Source organism: Thauera sp. (assembly GCF_035444905.1).
Lineage (GTDB): Bacteria > Pseudomonadota > Gammaproteobacteria > Burkholderiales > Rhodocyclaceae > Thauera.
In genome coordinates this window covers 1-6,862 of record NZ_DAOMPS010000104.1, presented here as the reverse complement: position 1 = coordinate 6,862, position 6,862 = coordinate 1, and the positions used below count along the sequence as shown (strand labels likewise).

Annotated in this window: 5 protein-coding genes and 1 pseudogene; 2 read left to right on the top strand and 4 right to left on the bottom strand. The window is 64.0% G+C overall.

Features of this window, described 5'->3' with window-relative positions:
- Nucleotides 1–472: 472 nt before the first annotated feature.
- On the top strand, nucleotides 473–751 hold the full coding sequence (locus tag PLC66_RS21940; protein WP_324544314.1) for a DUF924 family protein: 279 nt from the start codon (nucleotides 473–475) through the stop codon (nucleotides 749–751).
- A gap of 120 nt (nucleotides 752–871) precedes the next feature.
- Here PLC66_RS21940 and PLC66_RS21935 read toward each other — a convergent pair whose 3' ends face one another.
- The 3 genes from PLC66_RS21935 to PLC66_RS21925 all read right to left on the bottom strand — a co-directional run bounded on the left by PLC66_RS21935 (nucleotide 872) and on the right by PLC66_RS21925 (nucleotide 3,966).
- On the bottom strand, nucleotides 872–1,801 hold the full coding sequence (locus PLC66_RS21935) for a SphA family protein (protein WP_324544313.1): 930 nt from the start codon (nucleotides 1,799–1,801) through the stop codon (nucleotides 872–874).
- Nucleotides 1,802–1,841: 40 nt separating this feature from the next.
- The gene (locus PLC66_RS21930) at nucleotides 1,842–2,912 is read right to left on the bottom strand and encodes a Rieske 2Fe-2S domain-containing protein (protein WP_324544312.1); all 1,071 of its coding nucleotides are present in this window, start codon (nucleotides 2,910–2,912) and stop codon (nucleotides 1,842–1,844) included.
- A 73-nt stretch (nucleotides 2,913–2,985) separates the two neighbouring features.
- Nucleotides 2,986–3,966 carry a PDR/VanB family oxidoreductase gene (locus PLC66_RS21925; RefSeq protein ID WP_324544311.1) on the bottom strand — a complete coding sequence of 327 codons (981 nt, stop codon included), beginning with the start codon at nucleotides 3,964–3,966 and terminating at the stop codon, nucleotides 2,986–2,988.
- A gap of 250 nt (nucleotides 3,967–4,216) precedes the next feature.
- Here PLC66_RS21925 and PLC66_RS21920 point away from each other — a divergent pair, with 250 nt between their 5' ends.
- Nucleotides 4,217–6,043, top strand: a complete 1,827-nt coding sequence (locus PLC66_RS21920) for a sigma 54-interacting transcriptional regulator (protein ID WP_324544310.1) — start codon at nucleotides 4,217–4,219, stop codon at nucleotides 6,041–6,043.
- A gap of 315 nt (nucleotides 6,044–6,358) precedes the next feature.
- On the opposite strand, the pseudogene PLC66_RS21915 reads toward PLC66_RS21920, so the two are convergent.
- Nucleotides 6,359–6,862, bottom strand: a pseudogene (locus PLC66_RS21915) (dihydroxy-acid dehydratase); the annotation flags it as partial.

Below are 6,862 nucleotides of genomic sequence, written 5' to 3'. Positions count from 1 at the left end.
CCCGACACTGACGGCAGAGCTGGTGAGCATCGGCTTCAAGAGCGCAGTGCCGGCCGACTTACGAACCACGCTGGCCTCAGCTCGCTCTATGGCGGGTTCCGGAGCTCACCGGTCGCTCGAATGACGACTCGGCTACTACCATGTGTGGCAGCAAGTGGCCGGAGTCGTGAGGTCACGAACGGCAGCTTCGTGGCAGCGAAACTCACAGAAGACCCCTGTGCTCAGCGGCGGCTTCGGGGAAGTCCGGATGCCCGGTCTGGGTCGGAATGCGACTGACATCTCTTCGAGTTCATCGCCGAAAAGCGGTCGTTGATTTTTCACTTCTCGGAACCAGCCGTTCGTCGCCGAGTTCTGCCGACCCTGACCTGCCTGATGATGTTCGCAAAATCGAAGTCGGCTTTCCGATCTTCAAGCTGCCACTCGTTTCGTCAGACTGACCGCATCGTCCTCGCCCTGATCTGCCGGTGGCCCGATGGCTGAAGTCAGGCAGCAATGTGCTGGTCATCTGCCGTTTGGGCGTCATGCGACGGCGAGCGTCAGGTTCTCCGTCCTGCGAACTGGAACTACCGACCCCGAGCCGCCGCTCGAGCATTCCGAAGATCTCATCGAGCAGGACGAGGGGAGCCAATGTTCGACAGACAGCATCCCCAGCATGGCACCGGCCGCACAGCGCGCCCCATTCGCCGACTATCTGCACCACGCACACCGCCACTGCAAGATCATCGAGCGCCTCGGCTGCTTTTCGGATTGAACCGTCACACACTCCGCGGGGACACCACAGGGAAGGGGCGGTACTCCTCCTGCAGTTGGGCTCGTCGTCTTAGATTTCTACAGCCTTTCCGCGACTTGTGCCGCGGAAAGGTCGCAGTCATTACAGCGGCATTATGAGCTTGAGCCACACTTTGTCGCCGCCAAACCGGTTAATCACGGCGGTCTCGCGTTGCCACTGTCCGATGAAATGCATGCCTCCTTTGGTCGTGTAGCTGATGCTCGGCCCAATGGCGAACACCTCTCCCTTACGCCCGGCCGACCACAGGCCGGGGTTGGCGGCGATCTTGCTGCCGTCGATCTTGTCATTGGTGAGCTGCTTTAGGTAGTAACCCGAGAGGCCCACACCCCATTCGCCAAATCGCTTGCCGACCAGATAGTCCATGTGGAATTCGTCACCGGACTGGTAATCCATCTTCGGTGCCCCTTCGGCCAGACGGAAGTCCTCATTCTTCCCCTTGATGTTGTACATGAACTTGGCAGACACCTCCCATCCGTCATCGCCCATCCAGGTCGCGGCAAAGATCGGCTCGACGCTCCAGTAGTTGGCGCCGACGCTGCGCAGCGGGTCGCCCTGCTCGTACTTTCCGGTGGGCAGATTCACGTCAAATGCGACCGCCCAGTGCCAGTTCTTCGTATGCCAAGACAGGATGAAGGGGCTCACCGTGATGTCGCCGAGCGCCGCTGTGGACCGCGACGGCCCGCCGAGTTCCAGCGTCTGGTGCACCAGCGGCACGATCGTGTGCCAGCCCCAATTACCGCCGAGAATCTTGAAATTGCTGGTGTGCACGAAGCGCAACGCGTCAAACCAGGCGTCGACTGAGGCGCCTTTGACCTTGTCGCCATCGCCGTCGCGCAGCTTGCCGCTGTAGTAGCCGAAGTAGTTGATGAAGTAGGTGCCCGGCGGTGGAACCGCGCCCGCCAGCCAGTTCTCGGCGCCGTTTGGGTACTGATCGCTGCCTTCCTTGGCCTGAGCTGCCCCGGCAGCCAGCGCAGCGAGGCTCATCACAAACACAATTTTCTTGGTTTTCATTCGAAGCTCTCTGTGTCGGGTTGAAGGTGCGAGTGCGCTTTCAGCTCGCTAGCCGCAGCTTCAGCGCGTGCTCTTCTTCAATCAGGCGCTGCAGCAGGCGGCGAACCTTCACCGTGGCGACGTCACTGCTCAACAGCACCGGGTTAAGTCCGAACAGGTCGCTGGTGCCCATCGCCTCCTGCTGCAAGTCGAGGATGGGACCGTCCTCCGTCACGAAGGCTTGGTGCATGGCCGCAATCTTCATGCTGTTGTAATCCGCATCCTCAACGTTGTGGTTGCGTCGGGTGGCGAAGAAGTAATGGGTGGTGGTCTCGGTCTCCGGCGTGCTGGTGTGCAGGTCGTACTGACCAACGGTATCCACGAGATCCAGGTTGCCTGGCCCCTGGAGGGCGCCGACTGAAAGTTGGATGTTGCCCGGAGGCGTGTAAGTGATATCGAAGAAGTGGCGTGCTTCGCCCTGGGGTTCGGCAAGGAAGTTGGCGAAGATCAGCATCGCTGGAGTCTGCTTCCATTCCCAGCGCGCAGAGATGGAGCGCGCCGTCTCGCGCAGCTTGGGTACCTGCGGCGACAATTGACCGCGGGTGGTTATGATTTCGCCATGCAGGTGGTCAATGTGGCTGAGATCCATCACATTGTCGTTGACGAGCTGGTAATTGCAGGTCGGGTGCATGTAGGTGTAACCGACCCCATTCGGGTGCCCGTCGGTGAGGGGGCTGAAATCCGGCAATAGATCCGGATCGGCCGCCTCGTCGCCCATCCAGATCCACAGAAAACCGTAGCGCTCGATAAGCGGGAAGGAGCGCACCTTGGCTGCCTGCGGGATGTGGCCGGTGCCGTGCGGGTTGTGGTTGCACTGGCCGGAGCAGTCGAACTTCAGGCCGTGATAGGCGCACACCACGTCGTCACCGTCGCGCCTACCCACGCTGAGCGGCGCGAAGCGGTGCGGACAGCGGTCATGCATCGCCACCGGCGTGCCGTCCTTCTTGCGGTAGATCAGGACAGGAATGTCGAGTAGCCGGCGGGCGAACAGGCCCTCGGCGCCGACCTCGGTCGACAGCGCCGCGGCATACCAAGCATTCATCAGATAAGGGCTTTTCTTGGTCGTCTCCATTTTTCTCACTCTCTTGTGGTGGGTGCCGGGAAGCCTCCCGGCGAGGGATCTGCCCGAAAAGGGGCCGGGCAGGTCAGAAATCGATCAGCAAGGACGCGGAACGTGCACGCGAGCAGCACGGGGTGAAGCGGTCGTTCGCCGCCTTGTCCGTGTCGCTGAGGAAGAGGTCGCGATGCTCGGGCACGCCCTCGAGCACGCGCATCACGCAGGTGCCGCAGATACCCTGTTCGCACGACAACGGCACCGGTACGCCATTGGCAATCAGCGCCTGCGCGGCCGTAGTGCCGGGCGGAACCGGCACGACCAGGTCGCGGCCGGCCAGGCGGATCTCGAAATGGCCGTCGCCAGCAACTTCACCCTCGGCCAGCGCTGCCGCGAAATACTCGAAGTGGATGTTGTCGTCGCGCCAGCCCAGTGACCTGGCGGTGGCGATGACGTGGTCCATGTAGCCGCGCGGACCGCACACATAAAGATGCGTGGCCGGATCCGGCGCACCGATCGCGGCGACGGCATCGAAGCGCTGCGCCGCTGCGCCATCGTCAAAGTGGAACTGCACACGATCGGCAAAGGCCGAGGCGTTGATGCGGTCGATGAAGGCGGTGCGCGACGGCGTGCGAGAAGCATAGTGCAGGCGGAAATCCGCCCCGCTGCGCGTCAGCTCCTGTGCCATCGCAAGGATGGGCGTGATGCCGATGCCGCCGGCGAAGAGCAGCGAGCGCTGCGCCGAGCGCAATCCAAACAGGTTGCGCGGCGCGCCGATACGGACCTCGCCGCCCTCGTGGATGTCGTCGTGCGCGCTGGCCGATCCACCGCGACTTGCCGGGTCACGCAGGATGCCGATTTCGTAGCGGCCAGTGTGCGCACTGTCGCCGCACAGCGAGTATTGCCGCAGCAGCCCGTTGGGCAGTTCGACATCGATGTGCGCGCCGGCAGCCCAGGCCGGCAGGGGCGCACCGTCGAGCGCGCCCAGTTCGAGGCCGATGATGTCGTCCGCCAGTTGCGTCCTGCGCCGCACGCGCACGGCAAGCAGCGTGTGTTCTTCCGATCCGGACATGGTCTCCTCCTGTTGGCTTGCGTTTCCTTTTGAACCGCTTCGTCAGTTCGAGCTGACGCTAGCGTTATTGCAAACTACGTGCCAGAACAGGAAAGCGCTTCATGTCCTTGTTTTTATTTGCCTAATTCAAAATAGCCGCACAAGCCGAGCAAACCACCAAGAGGACTTCCCTATTTGCTGAATTTTTATTCCTGCATATGAAGAATCTTTGTGCTATTCAGAAACCCTTGCATTCCCGAAAAGACTCGCCATGCACCGTAGCAGCCACGGCCCGCTGACGGCCATCACCGACGCGATCGACGACCAGGCACTGGCGCGCAACGTGCGCTTTGCGCCGGACAGCGGGCAGATCCTGCTGTTCGACCAGCGCATGCTGCTGATGCACGGCTTCTCACTCGCCGCCCTGCGGCGCGAACTGATCGAACGCATGGGCCTGGAACGCACGCGCGAGCTCTTCACCCGCCTCGGCTACCAACAGGGCATGGAGGACGCGCGGGGCCTGCGCGAGCAGGAAGGCAGCGACCTGACCCGCACGCTGGCGCTGGGTCCGCGGCTGCGTGAGATCGAGGGCTTCGTGCGCAATCAAGCCGTCGATCGCATGCAGTTCAACACCGAAAGCGGCGAGTTCTGGGGCGACTACTACTGGCAAGCGTCGTGGGAGGCCGAGGCGCACCTGCACCATTTCGGCATCAGCGGCGCCCCGGCGTGCTGGATGATGACGGGCTACGCCTGTGGTTTCACCACCGCATTGATGGGCCGCCCCATCCTGTGGCGCGAGCTGGAATGCGTCGCCAACGGCCATGCGCGCTGCCGCGTAATCGGCCAGCCGCTGGAGGAATGCGAGGACGCCGAGGAGCACCTGCGCTTCCTGCAGATCGAGGACTTCGTCTCCGCCCCGCGCCGCCGCCCAAGGCCCGCGCCCGTGCGCGGCGCCTCCCCGGAGGCTGCGCTGGAAAGTGTGCTGCCCGACCTCATCGGCGCCTCTGCCGGCTTCAATGCCGTGGCCCATCTGATCAAGCGCGTGGCGCCGACCGACGCGACCGTGCTCTTCCTCGGCGAAAGCGGCGTGGGCAAGGAACGCTTCTCGAAGACGCTGCATGCAATCGGGCCGCGCGCCGGCAAACCATTCGTGTCCATCAACTGCGCCGCGATCCCGAACGAACTGGTCGAGGCCGAACTGTTCGGTGTGGAAAAGGGAGCTTTCACCGGCGCCACCGTGTCGCGCCCCGGCCGCTTCGAACGCGCCGACGGCGGCACGCTATTCCTGGACGAGATCGGCAGCCTGCCGATGCACGCGCAGGGCAAGCTGCTGCGCGTGCTGCAGGAAGGCGAAGTGGAGCGCGTGGGGGACACCCGGGTTCGGCCAGTGGACGTGCGCATCGTCGCCGCCGCAAACCGCGACCTGCGCGCCGAAGTGCAGGCCGGACGCTTCCGCGAGGATCTGTTCTTCCGCCTCAACGTCTTCCCGATCGTGATCCCGCCGCTGCGCGAGCGACGCGAGGACATCCCGCTGCTGGTGAATGTGTTCGTGAAGCGCTACGCCCAGCGCTTCGGCAAGCGCCTGACCGGCATCACCCAGCGCGCGAGCGAAGCGCTGTGGGCCTACGACTGGCCGGGTAACGTGCGAGAGCTGGAGAATATCGTCGAACGTGGCGTAATCCTCGCCGACGATGGCGCCAACCTCGACGTACAGCACCTCTTCTCGGGTGGCGAGCACCTGCCCGAACGCCACTTCAAGCTCACGGCCGGCGGGCTGCTGGCAGACAGCGCATCGCCAGCCACCGACGCGTCCGCTGCGCCAACGCCCATGACGCCTGACCCAGCCGGCCGGGAGCCTGAAGCGGGCCCGAGCGCACAACTGGCGCTGGACGCGCATGTCTCTGCCATCGTCGACGCGATCGCCTGTTTTGACGATATCGAGACGCTGTTCCTGGAGCACGCACTAGCCCGCAACCGCGGCAACCTGTCGGCGGCCGCCCGCCTCCTCAAGCTGCGCCGCGGGCAGTTCGAATATCGGGCGCGCAAGAGGCAAAAAGCCACAACAGTCGCGACGCCCGGAAATACCTCCGAAAGGTAAGTAGCTGCGGCGGGACGTGGGGGGCGGCAGGTGACCGACAGCGCGGGCCGATAACTTGTTTGAGTCCGAAGACAAGCAGCCGGCCGGCCCCGGATCGGTTACCCGCCGTTCGCGTTGGCGGACTTTCCTAAGCCGCTACGTCTCTTGATGGCCGGGTTAAGCCAACGCGAGCTCCGAGTTGGTCGCCGTAAACCGGTCATCCAGGATGAGTCCGACGAGGACAATCCTGCCGGCATCTCCGACCGCAGATCTTCGCGGGCTACTGACCTCGCCAAACGATGCGCCAATGCCCTGTCGCCCGACGAAGCCGCCAACTTACTTGTCGGTGACGGCGCCTTCCGAGGCGCTGGAGACCAGCTTTGCGTACTTGGCCAGCACGCCGCGCGTGTAGAGCGGCTTCGGTTGCGTCCAGCGCGCGCGGCGCTCGGCAAGCACCGCTTCCGACACATCGAGGCTGATCTCGCGGGTTTGCGCGTCGATGGTGATGGCATCGCCATTCTCGACCAGCGCGATCGGGCCGCCGTCGAAGGCTTCCGGCGTGATGTGGCCGACCACGAAGCCGTGCGAGCCGCCGGAGAAGCGGCCATCGGTGATGAGCGCGACGTCCTTGCCGAGGCCTTTGCCCATGACGGCCGAGGTCGGCGATAGCATTTCGCGCATGCCCGGACCCCCCTTCGGGCCCTCGTAGCGGATCACGATGACATCGCCGGCGACCACCTCGCCGTCGAGGATGCCGGCCAGCGCCGCCTCCTCGCCGTGATAGACGCGCGCGCGGCCCGCGAAGCGCAGGCCTTCCTTGCCGGTGATCTTGGCGACCGC

Bases quoted from the DNA above. Each gene is read 5' to 3' on its own strand.
- PLC66_RS21940 (WP_324544314.1), top strand. From the start codon at position 473: ATGGCTGAAGTCAGGCAGCAATGTGCTGGTCATCTGCCGTTTGGGCGT.
- PLC66_RS21935 (WP_324544313.1), bottom strand. From the start codon at position 1,801: ATGAAAACCAAGAAAATTGTGTTTGTGATGAGCCTCGCTGCGCTGGCT.
- PLC66_RS21930 (WP_324544312.1), bottom strand. From the start codon at position 2,912: ATGGAGACGACCAAGAAAAGCCCTTATCTGATGAATGCTTGGTATGCC.
- PLC66_RS21925 (WP_324544311.1), bottom strand. From the start codon at position 3,966: ATGTCCGGATCGGAAGAACACACGCTGCTTGCCGTGCGCGTGCGGCGC.
- PLC66_RS21920 (WP_324544310.1), top strand. From the start codon at position 4,217: ATGCACCGTAGCAGCCACGGCCCGCTGACGGCCATCACCGACGCGATC.